Source organism: Brevibacillus sp. FW301-21C12A, from assembly GCF_058788915.1.
Map to the genome: position 1 here is coordinate 54954 of NZ_JBYTBG010000002.1, position 22274 is coordinate 77227.

General features: G+C 53.4%; 24 protein-coding genes. 16 read left to right on the top strand and 8 right to left on the bottom strand.

All coding sequences use genetic code 11. From position 1 onward, the window contains the following. Positions 1 to 65 precede the first annotated feature (65 nt). The 4 genes from AC3WQH_RS01825 (at position 66) to AC3WQH_RS01840 (ending at position 2732) form a co-directional block, all read left to right on the top strand. Positions 66 to 389, top strand: coding sequence for a hypothetical protein (locus AC3WQH_RS01825; RefSeq protein ID WP_007785058.1), 324 nt, complete (start codon positions 66 to 68; stop codon positions 387 to 389). Beyond that, positions 386 to 1159 carry a DUF3109 family protein gene (locus AC3WQH_RS01830; RefSeq protein WP_197187735.1) on the top strand — a complete coding sequence of 258 codons (774 nt, stop codon included), beginning with the start codon at positions 386 to 388 and terminating at the stop codon, positions 1157 to 1159. The genes AC3WQH_RS01825 and AC3WQH_RS01830 overlap by 4 nt, the downstream gene beginning before the upstream one ends. Positions 1160 to 1226: 67 nt before the next feature. Continuing rightward, positions 1227 to 1736, top strand: a complete 510-nt coding sequence (locus AC3WQH_RS01835) for an acyl-CoA thioesterase (RefSeq protein WP_025848534.1) — start codon at positions 1227 to 1229, stop codon at positions 1734 to 1736. 75 nt (positions 1737 to 1811) lie between these two features. Then, positions 1812 to 2732: an aldo/keto reductase gene (locus AC3WQH_RS01840; RefSeq protein WP_026557012.1), complete on the top strand. Its 921-nt coding sequence runs from the start codon at positions 1812 to 1814 to the stop codon at positions 2730 to 2732. A 106-nt stretch (positions 2733 to 2838) separates the two neighbouring features. Here AC3WQH_RS01840 and AC3WQH_RS01845 read toward each other — a convergent pair whose 3' ends face one another. The 5 genes from AC3WQH_RS01845 to uvsE form a co-directional block, all read right to left on the bottom strand. Continuing rightward, positions 2839 to 3267, bottom strand: a complete 429-nt coding sequence (locus tag AC3WQH_RS01845) for a thiol-disulfide oxidoreductase DCC family protein (protein ID WP_005828022.1) — start codon at positions 3265 to 3267, stop codon at positions 2839 to 2841. 105 nt (positions 3268 to 3372) lie between these two features. After that, positions 3373 to 4881, bottom strand: a complete 1509-nt coding sequence (gene hutH, locus AC3WQH_RS01850) for a histidine ammonia-lyase (protein WP_197187734.1) — start codon at positions 4879 to 4881, stop codon at positions 3373 to 3375. Positions 4882 to 5206: 325 nt separating this feature from the next. Next, positions 5207 to 5650 carry a hypothetical protein gene (locus AC3WQH_RS01855; RefSeq protein ID WP_242507371.1) on the bottom strand — a complete coding sequence of 148 codons (444 nt, stop codon included), beginning with the start codon at positions 5648 to 5650 and terminating at the stop codon, positions 5207 to 5209. Further along, the gene (locus tag AC3WQH_RS01860; protein WP_155808674.1) at positions 5651 to 5824 is read right to left on the bottom strand and encodes a hypothetical protein; all 174 of its coding nucleotides are present in this window, start codon (positions 5822 to 5824) and stop codon (positions 5651 to 5653) included. It abuts the gene before it with no gap. 347 nt (positions 5825 to 6171) lie between these two features. Next, complete coding sequence (gene uvsE, locus AC3WQH_RS01865; RefSeq protein ID WP_492331895.1) at positions 6172 to 7104, bottom strand: UV DNA damage repair endonuclease UvsE; 933 nt, start codon at positions 7102 to 7104, stop codon at positions 6172 to 6174. Positions 7105 to 7416: 312 nt separating this feature from the next. Here uvsE and AC3WQH_RS01870 point away from each other — a divergent pair, with 312 nt between their 5' ends. From AC3WQH_RS01870 to AC3WQH_RS01895, 6 genes are all read left to right on the top strand, one after another. Further along, complete coding sequence (locus AC3WQH_RS01870; protein WP_290426098.1) at positions 7417 to 7899, top strand: hypothetical protein; 483 nt, start codon at positions 7417 to 7419, stop codon at positions 7897 to 7899. A 270-nt stretch (positions 7900 to 8169) separates the two neighbouring features. Then, positions 8170 to 9345, top strand: a complete 1176-nt coding sequence (locus AC3WQH_RS01875) for an amidohydrolase (protein ID WP_492331882.1) — start codon at positions 8170 to 8172, stop codon at positions 9343 to 9345. Between the two features lie 33 nt (positions 9346 to 9378). Beyond that, entirely contained in the window at positions 9379 to 10209 is an 831-nt protein-coding gene (locus AC3WQH_RS01880) for a DUF3100 domain-containing protein (RefSeq protein ID WP_005832930.1), read from the top strand. Then, complete coding sequence (locus AC3WQH_RS01885; RefSeq protein ID WP_005832928.1) at positions 10206 to 10643, top strand: hypothetical protein; 438 nt, start codon at positions 10206 to 10208, stop codon at positions 10641 to 10643. The genes AC3WQH_RS01880 and AC3WQH_RS01885 overlap by 4 nt, the downstream gene beginning before the upstream one ends. Before the next feature lie 172 nt (positions 10644 to 10815). Further along, complete coding sequence (locus tag AC3WQH_RS01890; protein WP_005832926.1) at positions 10816 to 11607, top strand: ABC transporter ATP-binding protein; 792 nt, start codon at positions 10816 to 10818, stop codon at positions 11605 to 11607. A gap of 93 nt (positions 11608 to 11700) precedes the next feature. Then, positions 11701 to 12390, top strand: a complete 690-nt coding sequence (locus AC3WQH_RS01895; RefSeq protein WP_005832924.1) for an MBL fold metallo-hydrolase — start codon at positions 11701 to 11703, stop codon at positions 12388 to 12390. 88 nt (positions 12391 to 12478) lie between these two features. Here the strand turns inward: AC3WQH_RS01895 and AC3WQH_RS01900 are convergent, their stop codons facing one another. The 3 genes from AC3WQH_RS01900 to AC3WQH_RS01910 all read right to left on the bottom strand — a co-directional run bounded on the left by AC3WQH_RS01900 (position 12479) and on the right by AC3WQH_RS01910 (position 16009). Next, a complete protein-coding gene (locus tag AC3WQH_RS01900) occupies positions 12479 to 13096 on the bottom strand; it encodes a SurA N-terminal domain-containing protein (RefSeq protein ID WP_005832922.1) in 618 nt (205 codons plus the stop codon). 199 nt (positions 13097 to 13295) lie between these two features. Next, entirely contained in the window at positions 13296 to 13982 is a 687-nt protein-coding gene (locus AC3WQH_RS01905) for a tetratricopeptide repeat protein (RefSeq protein WP_221842733.1), read from the bottom strand. 80 nt (positions 13983 to 14062) lie between these two features. Further along, a complete protein-coding gene (locus AC3WQH_RS01910; RefSeq protein WP_007785074.1) occupies positions 14063 to 16009 on the bottom strand; it encodes a beta-propeller domain-containing protein in 1947 nt (648 codons plus the stop codon). Between the two features lie 179 nt (positions 16010 to 16188). On the opposite strand from AC3WQH_RS01910, the gene AC3WQH_RS01915 reads away from it, so the two are divergent. From AC3WQH_RS01915 to AC3WQH_RS01940, 6 genes are all read left to right on the top strand, one after another. Next, a complete protein-coding gene (locus AC3WQH_RS01915) occupies positions 16189 to 17724 on the top strand; it encodes a fumarate hydratase (protein ID WP_007785077.1) in 1536 nt (511 codons plus the stop codon). 187 nt (positions 17725 to 17911) lie between these two features. Continuing rightward, positions 17912 to 18877: a HipA domain-containing protein gene (locus tag AC3WQH_RS01920; protein WP_005832916.1), complete on the top strand. Its 966-nt coding sequence runs from the start codon at positions 17912 to 17914 to the stop codon at positions 18875 to 18877. Beyond that, positions 18867 to 19613: an HIRAN domain-containing protein gene (locus tag AC3WQH_RS01925; protein ID WP_005832914.1), complete on the top strand. Its 747-nt coding sequence runs from the start codon at positions 18867 to 18869 to the stop codon at positions 19611 to 19613. The genes AC3WQH_RS01920 and AC3WQH_RS01925 overlap by 11 nt, the downstream gene beginning before the upstream one ends. A 177-nt stretch (positions 19614 to 19790) precedes the next feature. Continuing rightward, the gene (locus tag AC3WQH_RS01930) at positions 19791 to 20174 is read left to right on the top strand and encodes a LysM peptidoglycan-binding domain-containing protein (RefSeq protein WP_492331883.1); all 384 of its coding nucleotides are present in this window, start codon (positions 19791 to 19793) and stop codon (positions 20172 to 20174) included. Between the two features lie 121 nt (positions 20175 to 20295). Next, positions 20296 to 20484 (top strand): hypothetical protein, encoded by a 189-nt coding sequence (locus AC3WQH_RS01935; protein WP_005832911.1) that lies wholly within the window; start codon positions 20296 to 20298, stop codon positions 20482 to 20484. Positions 20485 to 20712: 228 nt separating this feature from the next. Then, positions 20713 to 22269 carry an MDR family MFS transporter gene (locus tag AC3WQH_RS01940; RefSeq protein ID WP_007785082.1) on the top strand — a complete coding sequence of 519 codons (1557 nt, stop codon included), beginning with the start codon at positions 20713 to 20715 and terminating at the stop codon, positions 22267 to 22269. The last annotated feature ends 5 nt before the right edge of the window (positions 22270 to 22274 follow it).

The following is a 22274-nucleotide window of genomic DNA, read 5'->3' on the forward strand; positions in this document are numbered from 1 at the left end:
TTTTGGCTTTTCCGCTGCACTTTGCTATGATGGGCAGTAATGATATTTTTTCGGAGGGATTGACAATGGAAATTCAACAGCACGAACAGCTTTTGCGCCTGCTTGCGGACGAGTTTGCCAAGCAAACGCTGTCTGTCACTTTTACGCAATGGGACACGGAAAGCGAAGACGATGAAGAAGTCGCGCAGTTTCAGGGACAACTGACAGAAGTGAAGCTCACCGACAACGAATTTGACGAAAAAGACCTGTTGCTGCTGTTTGTGGCAGCGGACGAGGAAAGCGTGGAAATTTTGATGGAAATTCCCGGAGAAGAAGTGGATCTCGCCACCTATGCAGACGGAAAACTGAACATTTTCGGTACGGAAGCGGAGATCGTCCTGGAAAAATGAACAGGAAGCCATCCTATCGCTACGTCGGAACACCCGATCCGATGAGTGAAAAAGAAGTGTACAGTTGCGAAAAGTACATGAAAAAAAACAGGCATGCGATGATAAAGGCAGGGCGGTACATGGTGGACGTACCCGCTCTGCTCGCTTTGTTTCACCTGGACTGCTGGAATTGCCGGGCGGTTCACCGCGAGACTTGCTGCGAAGGCGGCCAGCCATACGCCGTCGAGGAATGGCAAATCCCGCTGCTGGAAAAACAGGTTCCGGCGATCGCTGCCCGTTTGCAGACAGCAGGTGAGCGGGAAAACTGGGAGCGCTACGGCGTGTGGGACCGGGGACAGTTGCCAGGCACGATTCGTATGCGGCATGGCAACTGTCTGTTTTATCAGGAAAACAACGGCCGCTTCGGCTGTGCGATCCACGCCTACGCGGAAGAGGCAGGGCACGATGTCCTGCCGCTCAAGCCGTTCAGTTGCCAGTTGTACCCGCTGGATTTGATTGATACGGGCCAGGAAATTTTGTTGACTGCCGTGACCAAAGAGACGTCGTCCTTTTCCCGCTGGGGAACGGACTATTTGGAGCAGTTTTACTGCGCGAACCGGGAGCGCAGGAAGCTGGCTGCGCACATCGACGAAAACTGGTTCGCGCTCGATGGCTACCGCCCCGCCTACGAATGGAACGTGCCGATGCTGCGCTATTTTTTGCAGGAGGAGGCGGATACCGTGCTGGAGCGCCTGCGCGAGCGCAGCCATATGACAACTGTCAGTATGTAATTGGAACAGCGGATGCCTTGTGATATGATGGGGGAGCATGAACATGATTGACAAAGGAGCAACAGTGATGAACGTCAAGACTACACAAGAATCCCGCACGATCCAGGCATCCTTGGTTCAACCGTCCGATACGAATTACCACGGGACCATCTTCGGCGGGACGATGATGGCCTATATAGATGAGGTAGCGGCAATCGCTGCCATGCGGCATTCGCGCCGCCCGGTCGTGACTGCTTCCATAGACTCCATCGATTTTTTGGCACCCGTAAAAATGGGGCATTCGATCTGCCTGGAAGCGTTTGTCTCCTCGACAGGGCGCACGTCCATGGAGGTCTTTGTGAAAATCGTCTCGGAAAACCTGCAAACAGGGGAACGAGTCCTGACTGCCACTTCGTTTTTGACTTTTGTCGCGCTCGATGAAGCGGGCAATCCTACCGAGGTTCCGGCCATCGTTCCGGAAACCGAGGAAGAGAAAAGGTTGATGGCTACTGCCGAGGAGCGCAAAAAAATGCGCAAGGAACGGAAAGACAGCCTGCAAGCGTTTGTCAGCCAGTTAAACATCGAAAAAACAATCTGATGTTCGTTTGGTTTCACCCTGAGCGACAGTTCGCTCAGGGCCTTTTCTACATAGAGGCGCGAGGAGGAATCGACAATGAAGTACCGCAGATTAGGGAAAACGGAACTGACTGTTTCGGTCATTGGCGTAGGGACGTGGCAATTTGGCGGAGAGTGGGGGCAAGACTTTTCGCAGCAAGAAGTCGACCAGATTCTGGACAAGGCGCACGAGCTGGGGATCAACCTGATCGACACCGCAGAGTGCTACGGCGATCATCTGTCCGAGAAGCTGATCGGAGGCTATTTGAAAAAGAGCCGCCGCGCCGATTGGATCATCGCGACGAAGTTCGGCCACCATTTCCACGACAAGTTTTCGCGGACGAACGAGTACGGGGCTGCCGCTGTGCAGGAGCAACTGGAAAAATCGCTGCGGGCTTTGCAGACCGACTACATCGACCTGTACCAGTTCCATTCCGGGCCAGACGAAGCGTTTGACAACGACGAGCTGTGGACGTATCTGGACAAGCAGGTGCAGGCAGGGAAGATTCGCCATCTGGGCTTGTCGATTGCCAAAAACGACAACATGCATCAGGTGGGCGGAGCTTCCCGCGTCAACGCGCAGACGATCCAGGTCGTCTACAACCGGCTGGATCGCAAGCCGGAGGAAGCGGTGTTTGCGTCGTGCGCGGAGCAGGATTTGGGCGTGCTCGCACGCGTGCCGCTGGCGAGCGGTTATTTGAGCGGAAAATACAAGCCAGGAGCCGTGTTCGCCGGAAACGATGTGCGCCACCGCCACGATCCGCAGCACGTCGCCCGCCTGCTCGAAGAGGTTGCCAAAATCAAGGAAAGCGAAGTGCCGGAGGGCGTGGACATGGCGCAGTGGGCGCTGGCGTGGTGCCTGAAGCACCCGGCCGTCACGACGGTCATCCCGGGCAGCAAAAGCCCGGCACAGGTGGAGGCAAACGCCAAAGCCGCTGCCTTCGCAAGCGACGATCACCCGCAAGCGCGGGTCAAATAGCGAAAAGAGGAGCCGACAGATCGCGACGGCTCCTCTTTTTTTTGTACATAAGTGCCACAAAGGCGTCGCCAAGGGTTTGGCGCAGCCAAGTTTTCTAACCGATCAGTCAGTCCAGAAAGCGAGCCTTGATCTCGGGAGTAGGCAGCATGCACTGTTCCTGTTTGCCAAACCAGCGGTAACGGTTTTTGGCCACCCAATCGTAGGTGAAATCGCGGACGGGACGGGGGAACAGACGGCCGAGGTAGTAGCACAGCGGCCAGGCCCCGGACAGCTTGCGCGCCACTCGCAAAATCGCGTCTGACTTGGTGTATAAGCGTCCATGGGCAATCAGGACGACAGATGACAGCCCGCTTTCGGCATACGAATAGCGGGACAAAATTTGCTGCGCTTTTTCCGACTGCAAAGAAGCGAAGTGAATGCTGCCGGAAGGATCGCGCTTGAGGATGAATTGAACGGCGCTGTTGCACAAATGGCAAACACCGTCGAACAACAAAAGATAGTCAGGGTGTTGCAGCGGCTCAGATGCTGGCTTCATCAGGCAGCCCTCCATGCTCTACAGCGAATCGAATGGTCGTGCGGTCGTGCCGCCTTCGCTTTCATCATAGCAGAGAAGGGAGGGCATTCCCAGCGCGGATCACTACTAGAGAATGACAAGCGCTCCTTTTTGAATCAGTTCCTCTGCTTTCACCAGGTCGGGGTGCATTTCCCGGTCCTCGTGCAGACGGGGAATGACGCGGCGCAGCTCTTCGTAAGCTTTTTTCGTGCCTGCGCCCAGCTCTCCATTCCCGAAGTCGATCGCCTGTGCTGCCGCCAAATATTCGATGGCGAGCACCTTTGTCACGTTGGAAATGACCGTGCGCAGCTTGCGGGCGGCGGTTGTCCCCATGCTGACGTGGTCCTCCTGGTTTGCCGAGGACGGGATGGAATCGACGGACGCAGGATGGCACAGCACTTTGTTTTCCGAGACGATGGAAGCGGCTACATATTGCGTAATCATAAAACCGGAATGAAGACCGCCGTTTTCGGTCAAAAATCCGGGCAGGCCGCTAAGCTGCGGGTTGACGAGTCGCTCTGTGCGGCGCTCGGAGATGTTGGCCAGCTCTGCCATGGCGATCGCCAAAAAATCGGCGGCAAAGGCCATCGGCTGCCCGTGGAAGTTTCCGCCGGAGATGACATCGCCTGTTTCCGTGAACAGGATCGGGTTGTCGGTCACGCTGTTGCACTCCCGGGTGACCGTCGCCCAGACGTATTCCAGCGTATCGCGTGTCGCTCCGTGGACTTGCGGGAGGCAGCGCAGACTGTAAGGGTCCTGGACGCGCAGCTCGCCCTGCTGCGAGGTTCTTTCGCTGCCGGACAGGTGCGCGAGCAGTCGTCTCGCCGATTCCTGCTGTCCGGGATGCGGGCGGACGAGGTGCAGTTGCGGATCAAACGCTTTCGGTATGCCGCGCAACGCTTCAATCGTCATCGACGCGATCAGCTCCGCGCTTTCCAGGACGACGCGCGAATCGTACAAGGCCAGGCAGAGCAGGGCGGTCATCGCCTGCGTGCCGTTAATCAGGGCCAGACCTTCTTTGGCCTGCAGGCGAATCGGGGAGAGCCCGACTGCTTTGAGCGCCGCTTCTCCGCTCATCCGCTGTCCATTGACGATCGCTTCGCCCTTGCCGAGCATGACGAGGACCATGTGCGCGAGCGGAGCCAAATCGCCGCTGGCGCCGAGCGAGCCTTGCTGGGGAATGACCGGATGGACGCCGCGGTTGCACAGCTCGGCCAGGTGCAGCAGCGTTTCTTCCCGGATGCCGGAATAGCCTTTTGCCAGCGCATTGATTCGCAACGTCATCATGGCGCGGACGACTTCCACCGGATAAGGCTCTCCCATTCCGCAGGCGTGGCTCATAATCAAGTTTTCCTGCAGCTTGCTGACATCTTCGCCCTGAATCATGACATCGGAAAATTTGCCGAAGCCTGTGGTGATGCCGTAGACGACTTTTTGCTCCTGGAGCATCTCTTCGACCATCGCCCGGGAGCGGCGCACATTTTCCAGCGCCTCGGGGGTCAATTCGATGCGGTGAGCGTCCCTGGCAATCCGGACGACGTCTTCAATGCGCAGGCGATTCCCATTCATATGGATGACGCTTGCTTGCTGATTCATGGATAGTTTCCTCCTTTAACAGAGCAGAGAACGAAAAGAGCGAGGGGTTAGGATACTAGATCCTAACCCCTCGCTCCTGGGTTCTATGTGATTGGATGAAACGCGTAAGCCCGATTGGAGGCCGCATACGTCTTTCCTCACTTTCGCTCTACAACTGTCAGATAATTTTCGTTATTAGTATTATTGTAACGGAAGTGAGCGCGCAGTCAAGATCAAGATTGGCACGGCTCCTTCCCTATAGTGGAAAAAAACGGGCTCAATCCATTTTTGGAAACTGGGCGATTGTCGTTTCTTGAGCGGGATAAATGTCATACCATGTACTGTGTTATTTCATCAGAAAGGACGTGTTCATTTCCGTGGAAAAGCGACGCAAGATGCCGCCTGTGCCTCCATCGTCCCCAAGGCGTCCCAAAGAAATGCCAAAGCCGCCTTCCCCGATAATGCCGTTGCCGTCACCGATTGTACCGTCTCCTAACGTACCATCGCCAAACGTACCGTCACCGTCGAAGCCGAAAGCGCCGCAAAGCTCGGAGAATCCGCAGCACAACATCCCGGCACGCCCGATGCCGCAACGGCCGAACGTGCCATCTCCTAACCAGATTATGCCGAATACGCCAAACCCGATGCCGCCAAAACCGATGCCGTCCAATCCGATGCCGCCAAACCGGATGCCAGCCAACCCGATGCCGCCAAACCGGATGCCAGCTAACCCGATGCCGCCAAACCGGATGCCAGCCAATCCGATGCCGCCAAACCGGATGCCGTCCAATCAAATGCCGCCAAATCGGAGGCCAGCCAACCCAATGCCGCCAAACCGCAGACCGAATCCGATGCCGCCGAACGTCATGCCGAACCGGCGTCCACCAAATGCTTCGCCAAACATGAGGCCGCCGTCAGCGGAAAACGTCCGGCCAGGCTCGGAAATCGAACTGTATTTGTTCAAGTTCCATTTCCATATGGACCGGATGCAGTATTTCCGTCACAAATGCGAGCAATACCGGGATCACCGCCGGAAATACAGCGAATACCGCAGACATTACAAACACCATCAACGGAGAATGAAGCATTATCACGACCGTTGCCAAGTTTGGCATCATAGGGGCAGCAGCTCTGGCGGACGCAGCAGCTCATCGTCTTACGGACATAGAAGCTCCTCCTCCGGACATGGCTGCGACTGTGGTTGCAGTTGCGATTAACGAGCAAGCAAAAAAAGGACGCCTGTTTTCGCGTAGGCGTCCTTTTGGCTGTTTGGCTGGCGGCAAAAGCGAATTGGTTTTCCTGCTGGGGCGATCAAGGGGCAGCGGCAAACGCCTCGACCTCAACCCCGCGTTTTTTCAGATGTTGCCGCAGAGTCAGCAGCGCATCGTCTTTGTTTTTGCATTCCAGCACAATATCGACATGGTAATCGGCGAGAGCGCTGGCAAAAGCGATAAATTCGTCCGGATCGATATTGTCCGCATGGGAGCGAAAGTCTTTGGCTGATTTCGGCGAGGACATGTGCATTTTCGGGATGCGCTTCCCCCACGTCTGGATGATGCGCGGAAGATACTCTGTCCATTCCTCGCCGTCCGAATGGCAATGGTGGTGATGGATGTCGAACACCATCGGCACACCGATCCGCTCGCACAGCTCCAACACCTCGCGCATGGTGAAGGACGTGTCGTCATTCTCCACGACCAGTCGCCGCTTGACCTGCTCAGGCAGTCGCTCAAAGTTCGCCGCAAATCGTTCCAGGGAAGTGACCTTGTCCTCGAACACACCGCCGACATGCGTGACCAGCACCGAATTGTCGTCCAATCCAAGCAGATCAAACACTTTGGCGTTATACGAAAAATCCGCTATCGCCGCCTCGACCACGGATGGCTTGTCGCTGTTCAAAATGCTGAAGTGGCCGGGGTGCGCTGTCAGGCGAATGCCGTTGTTGCGGATGAATGTGCCTGTCTTCTGAAAGTCCCAGGAAAATTCTTTGGCCCAGTCCCAGTCTGCCGCGACCGGGTGCGTAGCCAGCGGCACAAATTCCGAGGGGAGGCGATACAAAAAAATGCGGTTTTCCACGTTGTAGGCGAGCAAATCCATCAGGTTGAAAAAATTCGTCTGCAACACTTGCCGCAGTTTTTTCAGGCGCGCCTGCGGCTCCAGTTTATTGATTTGCGCAACGGTCGTCTTTTTGTTCGGATTGTTTTTCAGCTTGACGCTGATGCAGGCATAGCCCAAACGGATCAAGGAAATCACCCCTGGGATCGTCGTCACCACGTAGTATCTCCAAAAACAGTAGCGGCGTGTGATATGAAAACTTCCCAGTTGCGCGCATGAAGGTGAGCGAACAGGCAGGGCGCCTGTGTACACCCTTTTTCGATCGGCATGTTTCCTTTCCGTACGGCCACCCGCCTGCAACGGACAAGCATCAGGTGCGATGGATTGCCGCAGCGACACGGTAAAAGCTTGGGCAACGGGCCGCCGCGACTCATAAGCCAAAGCCCCCGGAGAAAAGCTACTGGTAGAAACAAACGATAAACCGTAAAGGAGCGAAGCGTGATGAGCAAAAGCAAAAGCGTGAGAACGTTACTCGTCATCGGAACCGTTCTGCTTCACCTGACTTCCCCAGCTCTCGCCAGACAAGCGGCGGAACCGGGCCAGATGATGCAGCAAGCGGCGCGGCAACAGGCGGAGAGCGAGCACAATCGCTACGAAGTGGCAGGCATTACCGACCCGGTTGCCTTTGAAGCTTTTTTCGACAAGCTTCAGGAGGCGGTGAAGGCCGGGAACAAAGCACAAGTCGCAAGAATGGTCCAGTATCCGCTGCGCATAAACAAGGACGGGGGCAGCCGCTACGTGCAAAATGAGCAGCAGTTCCTCGCGGAGTACGACGAGATTGTCACACCGAAGGTCAAGGAAGCTTTGCTCGCCCAAAACGTCCGTGAGACGTTCGTCAACGCCCAAGGCGTGATGGTGGGCAACGGTGAACTGTGGCTGGGCCAAAGCGGCGGCAAGTACGTGTGGTTTGCCGTCAATTTGTAGGAAGCGGGGCAGGGCTTTTCTGCGGAAAAGCCCTAAAGGACGCTGTTCAAAAATTTTTATTGCGTTTTATGTATTTTTTACGTGGACATTATAGAGAGAAAATTCTAAAATAACTAATAAATAGACAGGGTCGAGGTGGGTTCGACAAAAAATGTCCTTCTGAAATGGACATTTGTAATTTTGGCTCACACGTGATAGAATTCACGGAAAGCCAATTTGTTTAATGAAACTTAACTGAACGTAAAGCTAGAGAGAAAAGGAGTGGACACAGTGAGTTTGGATACGAAGCGATTGGCGGACGAATTGGCAGAACAGGTCGTTGCCTGGCGCAGACATTTGCACCAGCATCCCGAACTGTCGTTTGAAGAAGAACAGACGTCTCAATATGTGTATGAAAAATTGCGATCTTTCGGAAGTTTGGAATTGTCCCGTCCGACGAAAACGAGCGTGGTTGCTCGCCTGATCGGCTCCCAGCCGGGAAAAGTGCTCGGCATGCGCGCCGACATGGACGCCCTGCCGATTCACGAAGAAAACGATGTGCCTTACGCATCCGGCAAAGCAGGCGTGATGCACGCTTGCGGGCACGACGGGCACACCGCGATGCTGCTTGGGGCGGCGAAAATATTGTCGCAGTACAAAGACCGCATCAAAGGGGAAGTGCGATTTTTCTTCCAGCACGCAGAGGAGCTTCCGCCGGGCGGCGCGGTCGAGATTGTCCGGACAGGAGCGGCGGACGGTCTGGATTCGATTATCGGGATTCACCTCGCTTCTTACATGCCAGTCGGAAAATTCGGAGTTTTATACGGGGCGCTCACCTCTTCCACAGACCGTTTTGATGTGAAAATCCAGGGCAAGGGCGGACACTCCTCCCAGCCGGAGTCGGCGATCGATCCGGTCGTCATCGGCGCGCAAGTCATCACCGCTTTGCAGCAAATCGTCTCCCGCAATGTCAGCGCGTTGGACAAGGTCGTCCTCTCCGTGACGATGCTGAACGCAGGCACGGCCTACAACATCATTCCAGATACGCTGACGCTGACAGGCTCGACCCGCTGCTTTAACGCGACAATTCGCGAAAATCTGCCGGTCTGGATTGAGCGGATTGTCAAAGGGATTACCGAAGCACATGGGGCCGGCTACGAGTTCTCGTTCTCTCACGGCTACACCTCCGTCGTCAACGACGAGCAAGTGACCAGGCTGATGGAGGACATCATTCGCGAGCGCTGGGGCGAGGAAGACATTATGTACATCGACCCGCTGATGCCGGGCGAGGATTTCTCCGAATACTTGAAAAAGGCGCCAGGCTGCTTCATCCAGTTGGGAGCGGGCAATCCGGAGAAAGGCTTTGTTTACCCGCACCACCACCCACGCTTTGATTTTGATGAAGACGCATTGGCTCGCGGCGTCGAATTGTTCGTTCGGGCAGCGCAAAAGGTAGTCATCGAATAGCAGACAGAAACAAGACCGAACAGGGGGATCCTTATGACTGAGGGACGCGTGAATGTGTACAAGCTGCATTTCCTGGTGCTTGTACTGGTAGCCTTGACAGAGTTTATCGGCACGAAAAAAATCAATATCGGCATCGGCGTCATCGCCTTGTTCCCGATGCTGTACGCACTCGTTATCGGCGGTGTCATTAGCTGGCCTTCATTCAAGTTTTTGAAAGAAAAAGATATGAATGTCGCGGCAAACATTTTGGGCGTTTCTTTTCTGATCTTCGTATGTAAGCTCGGCGCCAACATTGGTCCAGAGCTGCCCAAGCTGTTTGGAGCGGGCGTATCGCTGCTCGTCCAGGAGGTAGGCCACATCGTCGGAACGATCATTTTGGGCTTGCCAGTGGCGCTTTTGCTCGGTCTGAAGCGCGAATCAATCGGGGCTACCTATTCCCTCGACCGCGAGCCTAACCTGGCGATTATCGTGGACAAGTTCGGGGCAAGCTCGCCGGAAGCGCGCGGCGCACTGGGCGTTTACATTTGCGGTACGTTGTTTGGCGCGATTTTCATGTCGTTGCTCGCAAGTATCCTCGGCAGCAGCGGACTGTTCCATCCGATTTCGCTCGCGATGGGCGCAGCGGTTGGTTCAGGGAGCATGATGGCGGCAGCGACAGGCTCGCTCGCCGTAATTTTCCCGGAAGCGCAAAAAGACATCGCCTTCTACTCGGGGGCGGCGAACTTGATGATGAGCATTATCGGTACGTATGTATGCATTTTCGTCTCCTTGCCGCTCACGCAGCGGCTGTACGCATGGCTGGAGCCGATCATCGGCCGCAAAAACGCTTCTTCTGACACAGAAGGGGGGAAAAGAAGCGCATGAATCAAATTTTGACGATTCTCATCATTGGCGCAATCTCACTCATCGGTAACTGGATCGGCTATGGCGTGCCGATCATGGAATCGTTGCCAGGCATTGTGCTTCTCGCGGTCATCACCTTGATCGGGATGGGCTTTACGAAAATTTTGCCGTTCAAATCCCCGGTGATTGTCTGGATTTCTCTGTTTGCCATGTTGGCTACTTCTCCTTTCTTCCCAGGAAGCGAGTACACGGCAGCGTCGATTGCCAAAATCAACCTGCTGGCGCTCGCGACACCGATTCTCGCATACGCCGGTCTGTCGCTTGGAAAAGACATTCATCTGTTCAAGCAGTTGAGCTGGCGGATCGTAGTCGTATCCCTCGTCGTTTTCACAGGGACGTTCCTGTTCGCAACCTTGTTCGCGGAGATCGTGTTCAAGATTCAAGGAAAGTTTTAAGCAAACCGCATTAGCGAAACAAACCTTCGTGGCTCGCAACTTGCCGCGAAGGTTTTTTCGCATCGCCTCCGGGTGTACAAAAGAATTGATCGATCAGGAATGGACAGTTATACTCTTAATAATCAGAAAGATTACGGCTTCCGACAAAGTAAGACAGGAGTGGAGAGAGCAAATGATTATTGATGTGAACCAAGTCATGTGGCAAAGAGACGAAACGGTCATTTTGCGCGACGTTAACTGGCAGGTGCAAGAAAACGAGCACTGGTGCCTGGTCGGACTGAACGGCTCCGGCAAAACGAGCCTGCTGAAAATCATCTGTGGCTACACTTGGCCGACAAAGGGGCAGGTCAGCGTCCTCGGAAATGTGTACGGAACGGTCGATTTGCGCGAAGTAAGAAAATCGATCGGCTGGGTCAGCACGGCTTTGATCGCACAGCTTCACGAGCACGAGACGGCCTTTCGCGTCATTTTGAGCGGGAGAGAAGCGACGATTGGCCTGTACGCGGTTCCGGCGGAGAAAGATGTGCAAAAAGCGTCCGAACTGCTCGAAACATTCGGCTGCACGGAGCTGCGGGACAGGCCGTTCGGAGCGCTTTCGCAAGGAGAGCGGCAAAAGGTGCTGATTGCGCGGGCGTTGATGGCGTCCCCCCGGCTGCTCATTTTGGACGAGCCATGTACGGGACTGGATTTGCTGGCACGAGAGCAGCTTTTGTCGATGATCGAGCAAATTGCCAAGCAGCCGGACGGGCCGACATTGCTGTACGTCACTCATCATATCGAGGAAATTTTGCCGTGCTTTACCCACACGCTGCTGTTGAAGGCGGGGGAGGTCGAGCGGGCGGGAAAAACGGACGAGGTGCTGACGGCAGACGGATTGACCCGCTTTTTTGGGGTTCCGGTCAACATTGCGCGGTCGCAGGGACGCTCCTGGGTCAGCCTCGGGGAAGCGGCATCGGTGCTTTAACAGCCGATCTTTTGGCAAGAGTCGGCAAGGTCGTGTAACATTGTGTATAATAACAGTATGAATAGAAACTGGGAGGAGAGGAGAGATGGAGGCATGAACAACGTGATTGCACCAATCACAGACTCCACCTGGGCGATCATCACCTACGAGGATGCGTGGCAGAGCTACGTGAACAGCTACGTGGTCAAACAAGGTGAATCGTTTGCTGTTATCGATTCCCACTTGCGCAAGCAGCGGACGTACTTTCAGCAGGCGCTGGAGGGAATCGGTGCCAAGCCGGAGCGGATTGAATACGTTTACTTTACCCATCGGCACGCGGACCATATCGGGAATGCCGACATGTTTCCTTCCCGAAACAACTGGATTCATCTCGACGATTACTACGAGCTGGACGATTTCTCTCAGACGCTGTTCGGGCATACCTTCACGGGGAGCGGCGGAGATCTACCGTCGTTGCGTTTTCGGCAATTGTCCTTTCATACGGAAGGGTCCGTGGCGTTTTTCGACCCGCAGAGCAAAATTTGTTTTGTCGGCGACCACATCTGCTTTGATAAAGCCGAGCTGGGTCAGATCGTCGGAAAAGAAAGCGAGTGCCGGGCGGCGTACAAGGCGCATATAAAAAGCTGGGCCATCGACGAGCCTGATCGCGTCCCGGAGTACGTGGAGGGGCTGGAAGCGTTGCTTGACTGGCCGATCGAATTTTTGGCGACGGGACACGGTCCCATCCTGCAAGGCGACATCCCCGACTTTTTGCAGGAGCTGATCGCGATTTTACGTCCGTAACTTTTTTCTGCAAAAGAAAAGACTTGTGCACCGGAAAAACGGGCGACACAAGTCTTTTGGCATTCGCGTGCGGGTGAATCAAGCGCGATTATTCCTTTGCTTGCTCCACCAGAACCGGGTCCATGATCTGGACGTTGTACTTTTTCTTCATTTGCTCCAGCCACTCGTCCGAGTGCTTGCGTCTGTTGCGCTCTAGCAGCTTCTCGGCGATCTCGGGACGAGCTTCTTCATACGTTTTTCCGAGCTTTTCTTTATTTTTCTCGTAGTACTCCTTGATTTGCTCCTCTGTTACCGGGAATGCCTTTTCAAACACTTTGTCGCGCAAAAGGAGCATGCCGAACCGCTCGCGGAGCTCTTTTTCATTCATTTTTCGTTCCTGCAAATACTCCTGGAACTTCTCCGGTGTTTTCAATTTATCCTTGATCGGATTGATCTTCGCGTCGATCTCCTGCTCGGTCACTTTGATGCCTTGGGCGGCGGCTTCCTGCTTGCACAGTTCAATGGCAATCAGGTCGGTCACGACTTTGGCGCCAGCCTCTTTTTTCATCTGCTCATAGAGCGCGGTTTGCGAGATCGCGGTGTTGCCGACTGTCGCGACTGCACTTGTATGGGCGGCGGCAGGATCTTTTGCCTGCGATACGCCGATCACAGCCAGTCCTGTCAGGAGGACGGCGACTGTCAGGATGGAAATGTCAAACTTTTTCATTTCAAGAAACCTCTCTTTCTGGCCTACATCTGTTGAAATAGTATAGAGCAGCGATACGGAAGAAAAATGGAACGGCTTTTACGAGAATGCCACATTTTCCTGCCCGATATGCCCGTTTTCTGGAAGCAGGCGGCAATAAAAAACCGCACACCAGAAAAATCATGTGCGGTGTCATTTGGATTGGAAAGCAGGCGGATATTTAGCTGACGTGAGTCGAAGCCTTTTGCCATTCCTCCAGGCGTTTTTCCAGCTCGGAGCGGTTGAAGTGCAAAGAGCTGGCCGATTTGTTCAGCAACTGGCGGAGATAGGTCAAGGCGTGCTCGTAGTTGCCCTTGGCCGCTTCGATTTCAGCGAGGCAAAACAGCTTCCACTCCTTGGCAGAGCGCTTGGTGGCAATCAGTTGATAAGCTTCGAGTGCGCTTTCGATTTCGCCCAGTCGAGCGTGCGAGCAGGCGATGAGCGCGAGCGAATCCGTCATCCCCTGGTCGCGTTGGTAAATGCGGAAAGCGACTTCCAGCGATTCGCTGTAACGGCCGGACGAGTAGTAGACGATCGCCAGGTTGTAAAACAGGTAGTGAATCATGGCCTGATTGAACAGAGAAGGGCGTTCCTTGCAGACGTTGATGCCCGAAACAATGTACTTTTCAGCCAGTTCGTAATTGCCGATCATGATTTCGTGTGTCGATTTATCGAGCATGGCTACCGCACGCGAACGGTTTTTTCGGTAGGATGCCTCCAACCAGCTAAGCCGTACATCCAATCGGCGCTTGTACAGATTCGCCATATATTGAAAACGGAAGGGCCAGTGCAGGCGAATGAACATGACCAGCAGCACGGCAGCTAATCCCGCCAGTGTTGAAGTCAGATTAAGACTCAAATACTCCACGTAATGACACCCTCTCTTTTTGCGCTGCCTCTATTCCCCCATCTTAGCACAGAACCTGTCCGCGTGACAGACCATTCCCTTTATTTCGTCAATGGCAAAGTCTTTACAGCTTTCGGCCCTTGAAGCGGCTGGGCTTTGACGAAGTCGTCGGAAACGGTGTAGAGCGTCTGGTCAATCGTCAGGATTCGCTTGATGTTTTTTGTGCTTTCGTACCAGCCTTCCCCTGCCTTGTCTCTGTCTGCTTGCTCCAGATGTGTAATTTTGTCCGTCAACGTAAAGCCTTTTTCCAGATCGAGCCGGTAGACGTACGCGCCCTGGAACGTGAAGTGGCCGTAGCCGCGAATGTCCTGCTTCGCCTTTTGTTCCTCGGTCCATTCGTAGACGGTGACCGGGAAGGCGAGCAGCCCTTTTTCCTTGGAAAACAACAAAGCTTTATGGTTGCGCAACAGCTCGGAGTCTGTTCCGCGGTCGCCGATGACGGTTTTGAACTTTTCTTTCGGCTTGGTCACGTCGCTGACGTCGAACAGCGCGATTTTCATGCCCTGGTAAAAAGCCATGTCCTTGTCTGACTCTGCTTCCTTGCCGAATCCGATGATGTGGTTTTCGTCATACGGATGGAGGTAATCGCTGTAGCCCGGAATTTTCAGCGCTCCCAAAATACGCGGGGCAGCAGGCTTTGCCAAATCGAGCACGAACAGAGGGTCTACGTTGCGGAACGTCACCATGTAGGCGCGTTTCCCCATGAAGCGGACGGAGTAGATGCGCTCGGTCGGAGCGATGCCTTCCAGCTTGCCGTGGATTCCGAGCGTGCTGTCAAGGACGTACACGTTGTTTTGCGAAGTGCCGGAATCGGTGCGCCACATGTTTCCGCTCGTCGTCGCGATCCGCAAGTAGCCGTCGTGTTCGTCCAGGGAAAACTGGTTGAGAATCTGGCCCGGCACGCTGCCTTTTGCCGAAAAGGCGATCTTGCCGTCGTTCATGCCGAAGCGGTAGATCGTCGTGTCCGTCGCAAGCGGCGGGGGGGCAAACGAAGGGGCAAGTGACTCGCCTTGCTTCAGCTTGATCGGCTCCGCTTTATGCTCGGTTACCGCTACGTACAGATTGGTCGGGGAGGCGTAAATGTTTTCCCCTGCGCCCAAATAAGTGGAAAGCGACAGCTTTTGTTTAGGCTCGTCGAGATTGACGCCTGCCACCATCAGGTAGTTCGGCTGCAAGCTTTCCGGAAAATAGCGGATGTCGCTGTACGGAACGGTTTGATACTGCTCGCCGAAGGCACTGTCGCGATAGGCAGGGCCAGGCAGCTCCGTTTTTTCCTGCAAAATCCGGTAAGTGTCGATGTAGTGATTGGCCGTCAAATACAGGCTGGAACCGATTTTGCGGGACGACAAATACTGGCCTTCCACTTCCAGTTGTCTGATGAGCCGCGGTTGCGCTTTGTCTTGGATGTCGTAGACGAGCGCTTTGACAAGCTGGTTGTGGCGGTAATACGGGATAGCGCGCTTCGAAGCGGGCAAAGGAGCCAACTCGACGCTGCTGTTCGCCTGGCCGATGACGATGAGTTTTTTGTCGTCGACGAACATCTCCAGCGGCGTGAACAGGCCGTCCTCATAGCTGATCCGGCTCGTCATGCGCATCTCCGAGGCCGGGTACGCTTTGACGATGCGCACTTCGCGACTCGTCGACTGGTACAGGTAGGTGCCATCCGTCTTGACGATGTCGGCTTCATCGACGCCTTGCACCTGCGTGTTCGTCGCAGAAAAATCCGGGGCTGCTGCGCTTTTGCCGGAATCCCTCGCTTCAAGGACAGCAGCCGCTGCGGGCATGCTCAACTCGGCTTCTGCCACGACGTAGTTGGTTTTCGCCTTTTTCAGCAGCTTCTTGAATTGCCCGTAGGAACCGACGACAGGCAATCCGTCTTGCTCTGAGGCTGTGACAGTCGGCTCGTTGAGCGAGCCTGGCGGGAGCAAAAACGGCAGAGCGCACAGCACGACGGCTGTCACGATAAGTCCCGCTGCTTTTTTCTTCATCTCGATCCCCTCGCATCTCGATCTTGGCAGGATGTGCATTCAGTTATAAGACGCAGAATGCTGCTTTAACGTTTCACATTGTCTTTGGTCAGCAATCTACGGACAGGGGGGAGAGCGTGTGCTATAATAATAGGCGGTTTAAGCTACCATTCACACTTACGTCAAAAGGGGCGTCATAGATGGAAAACTTGAAGCAAAGCATTCTGGAACTCATCACGGATACGTCAACAAACTTGCCGCCAGACGTGCGTCGCGCCGTCAATGCAGCAAAACTGAAAGAAGATTTGGGCACTCGTGCTGCGCTGTCCTTGTCCACCATCGCGCAAAACGTCGTGATGGCCGAGGAAAACGTCTCTCCGATCTGCCAAGATACGGGGATGCCGACCTTTGAGGTCAAAACTCCGGTTGGCGTCAACCAGCTCACGATCAAAAAAGCGATCAAGGAAGCGATTGTAGAGGCGACGAAAACAGGCAAGCTGCGTCCCAACTCCGTTGACTCCTTGACAGGGGCAAACAGCGGGGACAACCTGGGGCCAGGTACTCCGGTCATTCACTTCGAGCAATGGGAAGAGGATGAAATCGAAATCAAGCTGATCCTAAAAGGCGGCGGCTGTGAGAACAAGAACATTCAATACTCCCTGCCCTGTGAGCTGGAAGGTCTGGGCAAAGCGGGCCGCAACCTGGATGGCGTGCGCAAATGCATTTTGCATGCGGTCTACCAGGCACAAGGACAAGGCTGTAGCGCCGGCTTCATCGGCGTAGGCATAGGTGGCGACCGCACCTCCGGCTATGCGCTGGCGAAGCATCAACTGTTCCGCCCTGTGGATGATGTCAATCCGAACCCGGACCTGGCCGCGCTGGAAAACTACATTATGGAAACAGCGAACCAACTGGGAATCGGGACGATGGGCTTCGGCGGAAACTCGACCTTGCTCGGCTGTAAAGTGGGCGTGGAAAATCGCCTGCCCGCAAGCTTTTTCGTTTCTGTTGCCTACAACTGCTGGGCGTTCCGCCGTCAAGGTGTGCGTCTGAACGCCGAAACAGGCGAAATTCTCCGTTACTTGTACAAGGACGAGGAAGTCGCCATGGATTTGGCTCCGACCGCAGCCGCAAGCGAAGAAGGCGAAAGCCGTCGCGAGGTAGTGCTCGAAGCGCCCATTACGGAAGAGCAAATCCGCAGCCTGAAAGTGGGCGACGTCGTCATCATCAACGGCGAAATGCACACCGGACGCGATGCCCTGCACAGCTACCTGATGGATCACGACTGTCCTGTGGACCTCAATGGGGGGATCATCTACCATTGCGGTCCGGTCATGCTGAAGGATGAAGCGGGCGAGTGGCATGTAAAAGCGGCTGGACCGACGACTTCCATCCGCGAGGAACCGTACCAGGGCGACATTATCAAGAAATTCGGAATCCGTGCCGTTATCGGAAAAGGCGGAATGGGCGCAAAAACGTTGAAAGCGTTGAACGAGCACGGTGCTGTCTACCTGAATGCAATCGGTGGCGCGGCTCAGTACTATGCAGAGTGCCTGGAAAAAGTCGAAGGCGTGGACTTCCTGGAGTTCGGTATTCCCGAAGCGATGTGGCATTTGCGCGTAAAAGGCTTCGCCGCCATCGTGACGATGGACTCCCACGGCAACAGCTTGCATGCCGATGTCGAGAAATCGTCCCTGGAAAAATTGGCTCAGTTTGCCGAGCCGGTATTCAAATAAGGGAAACCGTATAGAAATAACGCAAAAGCCTCTGACATTATATGATGCCAGAGGCTTTTGAGCTGTAAACGAGTCATTCAAGCAATAACCCTTGTCCTGTGGTCATGAAAAAGCAGTAATAGCTTTTAGCATTAAACATGTGCTATTTGATATAATCAGCATAGATTATTGTTAAGGAGATTGCCATATGTACCCAATCTTAAATATTTCAGGGTGGCCCTTCGAAGATCTATACGTTTCGGGATCAAAAGAAAAGAGATGGTACAGATTTCCTGAGAGTTTTAAGCTAGGCTTATTCAAGCTTCCTGTTTCGCTGACAAGTAGTACATGGAAAATAGAAGGAGAATCTACTGGGGAAATGTGGGCTGAAAAAATTGCTTCCGAAATAGGCAAAATTCTGGGTTTTAGCACACATACTGTAGACATAGCTTGTGTTGCGGCTGACGACGAAATCGTAGGGCATTATGGGCTAGATATTTCGAAGTTGGATTCGGGAATGATTTACGGAGCACTTTGTCATTCCTTTCTTGTTGAAGGGGAGGAGAGTTTAGTTGAAGGTGCAGATATGATCATGGAATATGATTTTACATACAATCGGGACATTTTACGGGGAGAGTTTGAAGTTTACAGCTATGAGTTATTAGAGAAAATTTTTCGTAAATACAATTTTATAGAAGAACTGTATAAAATGATGGTTTTTGACACTTTAATAGGGAACACAGATCGACATCAAGATAATTTTGGAATCATAAGAAATGAAAAAACAAACGAGATACGGTTTGCTCCTTTTTACGATAATTCTTCTAGTTTAGGAAGAGAGTTACCTCAACATAAAATCATGCTAATGATGCGGGATAAACAAATGTTTGATGCATACTTATTTGGAAGGAAATCAAGTTCTTTAATCAAATGGGGAAACATTCAACAGCATGAGAAATTGAATATTTTTTCGTTGTTTCAAAAAATCAGGGAATGTACCCCTGAAATTAGTAAATATGTGTCGCGTATTGAACAACTTTCTGATAATTTGATAATCCAATTGCTTGAAAAAGTACCGGACGTAGTTATGACTGACCTTCAAAAGCAATTCGTTATACGCTTGTTAATAACTCGTCGAGACTATATGTTAAGGGAGTTTAGCCATGAAAATTAGTTTTAGTAAATTACTTCTAAACTGGAAAAGTCCAGTTTCAGGGAGAAATTTCCCAGTAGGAGTACTGCAAAAAAGGCTTGATAGCGGTCTGTACGTGTTTTCTTATAACATTTCAGTCGTTGAAGAGGCAAAGGCGGAAGGTTTCATTCCGTTTATCGGGATTAGTGATATCGAGTCAGTCTATGAAAGCAAGAAATTGTTTTCCGTTTTTGAAAGAAGACTTCCTAACACGAAACGAAATGATTTTCAAAAATTTTTGTCTGATAATGATTTGCAGGGTTCTGATGATGTGTATTGGGATTACTTATGTGTAACAAAAGGGAAATTGGCAACGGACTCGTTAACGTTCATGGAACCAATTGTTTATGAAAAGAATTATGTTTTATTTAGTTGTGAGGTTGCAGGCTGGTCATATACAAAATCTAAGAACAGGGATTTTCAACAGAAGGAGAACATTGAGTTTATTGTCAGAATAGACGATGTTAATCCTGAAGATTCGTCTGCAGTTGAATTTATTGACCAAGAAAATCATTATGAACGAGTGGGGTACATACCAAGACCGTTTAATCTGCTTTTTTATCGGTTGTTGAAACAAAAAATCAGTGTTTATTCAAAAGTTTACCACTTAGGAAAAGAAGATAACCGACCACATGTGCTTATTTATACCGAAGATATTGAAAGGGAAATAATCGAAAGGGAAACAGATTTGCAGTATTTAATTGAGTATCATGATTAGCACTGTTGTTCATTCTCACTCCTAAGCATTCTTGGGCGCCTTGCCGCTGCGCGCCTGCAACGGCGAATATACTGGGTGTTTACCTATCTTTGCAAAAATGGGTATTGGTTTATCTCCACTGTCTCCGGGCGGGCATAGGCTAGTAACGAACAAGAAACGATAGAGGGAGTGAGCTTCGTGAACTATACAGTCCGTGCGGGAGATACCCTGAACAGTATTGCCGCTCGCTTTGGCGTGCCCGTTCAGGAATTGATCCGCGTAAACAATATCGCCTATCCGTATTACATTTACGTCGGTCAAAACCTGTACATCCCGGTCACTGCCACGCCTGCTCCGACGAGTGATGTGGAACGGAGATTGACGCGCGTGGAAAATCGCGTGGATGCGCTGCGCGACGACTACACCAAAGTCGATGATCGCGTGGATCGCCTGGAAACACGCGTCAACCGCCTGGGGGCGCGCGTGACCCGTCTGGAACGCCTCGTGCCCGGCCCGGTGCCGACGCCTGCGCCAACCCCGCCCCCTCGACCGCGCCCGACTGCGACTCCACGCCCGCGCTAAGCCATTGGACGTCCGGCCATCCTTCCTTTTTGCAAAGGGCTAATAATTTTCCCGCTACGCCATCGCCTCTTGGCCCCGAACTGCATAAGGTAGTACTAGAGGATTACGAGGAGGTGCGGCCATGCTAGGGTTTAACGGCAAAAACGTCAGACACCATTTCATGGGCGTCTATGGAAAAGTGGTGCAGATTCGCGAGCTGGTGGAAGTCATCGACCAAGTATTCGATTCCTTTCACAAAGTAAACAGCATCAGCAAGACGATGCTTGGGCCACGCAAGCCGAGTGCGAAAAATCTCGACAAACTCAGATGACGATCAGGCATGAAGCCGGACAACCAAAAAACCGCCTCCAGTCGTTGCTGGGGCGGTTTTTTATCTATAGGCAAGGCGTCCGAAAGCAATGGAAACCTGCAAGTTCTCAGGGGCAGACTCTATCATCAGAATAACCGATCGCAAAGAAAAAGTCTATTCATTTTTCGCGATTTCCCTTATATTTTTGAAGCTGTCAACGACGGTTTTACAAAAAAGGGAGGGGACGAGATGAAGGAACAAAAGCGTCAGGTGAATCTGGTGACGGCAGGCTTGCTGCTTGGTCTGGTGTTGGCGTCGCTGGATCAGACGATCGTGGCCACGGCCATGCCGACGATTACAAAAGAATGGGCAGGATTGTCGCTCTACAGTTGGGTGTTTGCGATCTACATGCTCGCTTCGACGATCACGATGCCGATTTACGGAAAGCTCGCCGATTTGTTTGGCACGCGGATTGTCTATTTGAGCGGGTTGGCGCTGTTTTTGGCGGGGTCGCTCTTGTGCGGATGGTCAGGCTCGATGATGGAGCTGATTACCGCCCGGGGAGTGCAAGGCTTGGGGGCCGGGGCTTTGCTGCCGATTGCCTTTACGATTGTCGGCGAGCTGTACCCACCCGAGCAACGCGGAAAATTCCAGGGCTTGTTCGGAGCGGTGTTCGCTTTGGCGAGCATGGTCGGTCCGACGCTGGGAGGGATCATAGTGGAGAAGTGGGACTGGGGCTGGATTTTCTTTCTCAATCTGCCGATCGGCATTCCCGCCTTTCTGCTCATCGCACTGGCGTGGCGCGGGAAAACGATTCGCGACAAAAAGCCGCAGATTGACTGGTACGGAGCCATCAGCCTGAGCGCCGCTGTCCTTGCGATTTTGCTCGCCCTGGTGATCGGAGGGGAGCGGCATGACGCATGGGGCTCATGGCCGGTTCTCGGCTTGTTCGGTACGGGTCTGCTTTTGACGGGGCTGTTCATCTGGGTTGAAAGCAAGGCGAAGGAGCCGCTTTTGCCGCTCTCGCTGTTTCGGATTCCGGCCATCGGCTTCGGAAATATCGCAGGCTTTTTCGTGAGCGCAGCGCTATTTGGTGCCATTGCTTACATTCCGCTGTTCGTCCAGGGCGTGCGCGGAGCAAGTCCGGCGGAGGCGGGGTATATGCTGACACCGCTCATGCTGTCCGTGGCAGTGTCTTCTGCCATTGGCGGAAGGCTGCTGGCCAAAGCTTCGTTTCGCGCGATTCTGGTTCCGAGTCTGGTCTTGATAGCGATTGGCTTTTACCTTTTAGGCCAGCTTCAGGCAACCACGCCAAACAGCCAGCTTTTGGTTTCCATGATCGTGACGGGGCTTGGGATGGGAGCAGTCTTCCCGGCGCTCGGTACAGCAGCCCAAAGTGCGGTTCCGCCCGAGGCACGCGGCGTCGCCATGTCGACCTCGCAATTTTTTCGCTCGATTGGCGGGACGATGGGCATCAGCGTATTCGGAACGATTTTGGCGTGGCGCATGCAGGCGGGGATGAACGAGGTGAGCGGTATGGCAGACTCCACGCTGTCTGCTGAGCAGCTTGCCGCCCTTGCCGATCCGAAGCTTCTGCTGGACGAGCAGCTTCGCAGTGCGCTTGCGCCCGAGTCGCTCGCGGCCGTGCAGCACGTATTCAGCGAGGCTTTGCACGGCGTGTTTTTCTCCGGGATGCTACTGATTTTCATCAGCCTGGCTGCCAGCATGCTGTTGGGGAGGGCGCGATTGATCGAAAAAGAACCCCGCCGCTCGCTTTCAGCAAAAGACAGGGTTCCCAAGGCGTGAGGCCG

Coding starts and splice junctions, on each gene's coding strand:
- AC3WQH_RS01825 (WP_007785058.1), top strand. CDS start 66: ATGGAAATTCAACAGCACGAACAGCTTTTGCGCCTGCTTGCGGACGAG.
- AC3WQH_RS01830 (WP_197187735.1), top strand. CDS start 386: ATGAACAGGAAGCCATCCTATCGCTACGTCGGAACACCCGATCCGATG.
- AC3WQH_RS01835 (WP_025848534.1), top strand. CDS start 1,227: ATGAACGTCAAGACTACACAAGAATCCCGCACGATCCAGGCATCCTTG.
- AC3WQH_RS01840 (WP_026557012.1), top strand. CDS start 1,812: ATGAAGTACCGCAGATTAGGGAAAACGGAACTGACTGTTTCGGTCATT.
- AC3WQH_RS01845 (WP_005828022.1), bottom strand. CDS start 3,267: ATGAAGCCAGCATCTGAGCCGCTGCAACACCCTGACTATCTTTTGTTG.
- hutH (WP_197187734.1), bottom strand. CDS start 4,881: ATGAATCAGCAAGCAAGCGTCATCCATATGAATGGGAATCGCCTGCGC.
- AC3WQH_RS01870 (WP_290426098.1), top strand. CDS start 7,417: ATGAGCAAAAGCAAAAGCGTGAGAACGTTACTCGTCATCGGAACCGTT.
- AC3WQH_RS01880 (WP_005832930.1), top strand. CDS start 9,379: ATGACTGAGGGACGCGTGAATGTGTACAAGCTGCATTTCCTGGTGCTT.
- AC3WQH_RS01885 (WP_005832928.1), top strand. CDS start 10,206: ATGAATCAAATTTTGACGATTCTCATCATTGGCGCAATCTCACTCATC.
- AC3WQH_RS01890 (WP_005832926.1), top strand. CDS start 10,816: ATGATTATTGATGTGAACCAAGTCATGTGGCAAAGAGACGAAACGGTC.
- AC3WQH_RS01895 (WP_005832924.1), top strand. CDS start 11,701: ATGAACAACGTGATTGCACCAATCACAGACTCCACCTGGGCGATCATC.
- AC3WQH_RS01900 (WP_005832922.1), bottom strand. CDS start 13,096: ATGAAAAAGTTTGACATTTCCATCCTGACAGTCGCCGTCCTCCTGACA.
- AC3WQH_RS01910 (WP_007785074.1), bottom strand. CDS start 16,009: ATGAAGAAAAAAGCAGCGGGACTTATCGTGACAGCCGTCGTGCTGTGC.
- AC3WQH_RS01915 (WP_007785077.1), top strand. CDS start 16,189: ATGGAAAACTTGAAGCAAAGCATTCTGGAACTCATCACGGATACGTCA.
- AC3WQH_RS01920 (WP_005832916.1), top strand. CDS start 17,912: ATGTACCCAATCTTAAATATTTCAGGGTGGCCCTTCGAAGATCTATAC.
- AC3WQH_RS01925 (WP_005832914.1), top strand. CDS start 18,867: ATGAAAATTAGTTTTAGTAAATTACTTCTAAACTGGAAAAGTCCAGTT.
- AC3WQH_RS01935 (WP_005832911.1), top strand. CDS start 20,296: ATGCTAGGGTTTAACGGCAAAAACGTCAGACACCATTTCATGGGCGTC.
- AC3WQH_RS01940 (WP_007785082.1), top strand. CDS start 20,713: ATGAAGGAACAAAAGCGTCAGGTGAATCTGGTGACGGCAGGCTTGCTG.